General features: G+C 50.3%; 4 protein-coding genes. All 4 read right to left on the bottom strand.

Features of this window, described 5'->3' with window-relative positions; genetic code table 11:
- Positions 1-29: 29 nt before the first annotated feature.
- Positions 30-407 (bottom strand): phage protein NinX family protein, encoded by a 378-nt coding sequence (locus tag ACWEIJ_RS46005; RefSeq protein ID WP_350590803.1) that lies wholly within the window; start codon positions 405-407, stop codon positions 30-32.
- Positions 404-574 carry a NinE family protein gene (locus ACWEIJ_RS46000; protein ID WP_350590802.1) on the bottom strand — a complete coding sequence of 57 codons (171 nt, stop codon included), beginning with the start codon at positions 572-574 and terminating at the stop codon, positions 404-406. The genes ACWEIJ_RS46005 and ACWEIJ_RS46000 overlap by 4 nt, the downstream gene beginning before the upstream one ends.
- Complete coding sequence (locus ACWEIJ_RS45995) at positions 571-1,008, bottom strand: recombination protein NinB (protein ID WP_350590801.1); 438 nt, start codon at positions 1,006-1,008, stop codon at positions 571-573. Before ACWEIJ_RS45995 ends, ACWEIJ_RS46000 begins: the two co-directional genes overlap by 4 nt.
- 190 nt (positions 1,009-1,198) lie before the next feature.
- A partial coding sequence (locus ACWEIJ_RS45990; RefSeq protein WP_449843622.1) for a hypothetical protein occupies positions 1,199-1,526 on the bottom strand: 328 nt, incomplete at its 5' end.

Below are 1,526 nucleotides of genomic sequence, written 5' to 3'. Positions count from 1 at the left end.
GGCGGATAAGATTGCTACCGTGATGAGGATTAGCATTTTTCGGCATCCTTCATCATGAGGAAGACAATCATGGCGGCGCGGAGTGGGTTATTGCTTGATGAATGGATTGGCGGCTCCTCGTCGGAGTGCCATCCAACACAATTGCTGGTCGCCATTACGGATGATGGGTTATCAAAAATCAAAGATATGTTGTTTTCAGTGATAATCGGCCATGCGTCTGCCGGGTTGTTGCAGTAATCAGCACATAGGATAGAAACTATTTCTCCATCACCAATGTCGCAGAATACTGTAACCGCCGGCCGACTTGGCACGTCGCGCTGCACAATCAATGAAGGCTTGTCTTTGTACAGTTGCTCAGCAACTGCTTTATTAATCTCAAAATCACTCATCTTGCTGTAATCAGTCATGGCTTTCTCCGTGCGCGACGACGCAGCCACATGCTATCGGCTAAGGTCGCGGTGCAATTGAATGTTGGGGTTAACTCGGGTTTGGTGCGGGGCTTTCTGGTCTTGCGGTGGTCAGTCTTGAATATCAGGTTATCCATTATGATTTGCGTTGGACTTCGCTGTGTCATGCGGCTTTGTCTCCATATCGATTAGCCCACTCGATAGTGAGCCGGGATTCATCGCTGAACTTGACGCCATGCTCAGCACCAAACGCGTTTATAAGCTCGATTAAGTCGCGCATCTCGCCGACAGTCATCTTGCTTGTTGATTGCCCCAGAACGACAAAGCCGCCGTCTATGCCAGGAACCGTTTCTTGCTTCTTCAGCGCAGCGGTGAAAACACACTTCCAGCTCTCAGAGCTCATCTTTCTTCCATACCAAACGACCTGCTCGCTGATGTCGCGCAGGGTTGCCCAGAGCTTTGCGTTCTGGTCTAGGCTTCTGGTTGGCTCTTGGATGGTTACTGCGAGGGGTTTGTCTGGATTTAGCGGGAGGCTGTCGATGAAGTTTTTCAGGTTCTGGCGTATCTGTGGGCTTCTTAGGTAGAAGACCTGTTTAGCCATTATCTCCCCCGATTCTCTTTGTAGAGCGAGTCGCAAATCAACTTGTACTCGCGATCGAAGAAATTAAAGCTCTGATTGTACTTGCTGCCTAATGCGCTAATTTTTGTCGTCGCCATCGCGGTTGCGGCATTTACCAATGCAACCTGAAGTTCTACGGGAAGTTCAGGAAATTTTGGTTCGTTACTCATCATCACTCCCCTTTGATTGATAGGCCGATATCACGCAGCGCGTCGCAGGAATCAGCCGCAAACTGGCGGTGGTTGAAAATCTCGTTGCCACTTGTGCCATTCCAATAATTGTCAGTGTCTGGAAGCTCAACCAAGATGCCTGCTCGGCTGGCCCGCCATGCCTTCCACATCAAACTAACTGCGATCTCATTGGATGCGCTGATGTGCAATACCATTTGTTTGTTGAACCACTCTTCAAACATGTCCGCCAGCGTGCCAGACTCCCGGACGTGCGCGTTTATCTGGCAGCAGACCACGCGGGCTTCGAGCTGAAGTCCCACCTGATCACGG

This window comes from Lentzea sp. NPDC004789, from assembly GCF_053601075.1.
The sequence above is the reverse complement of the archived record's forward strand: the minus strand, read 5'-3'. Positions and strand labels throughout refer to the sequence as shown.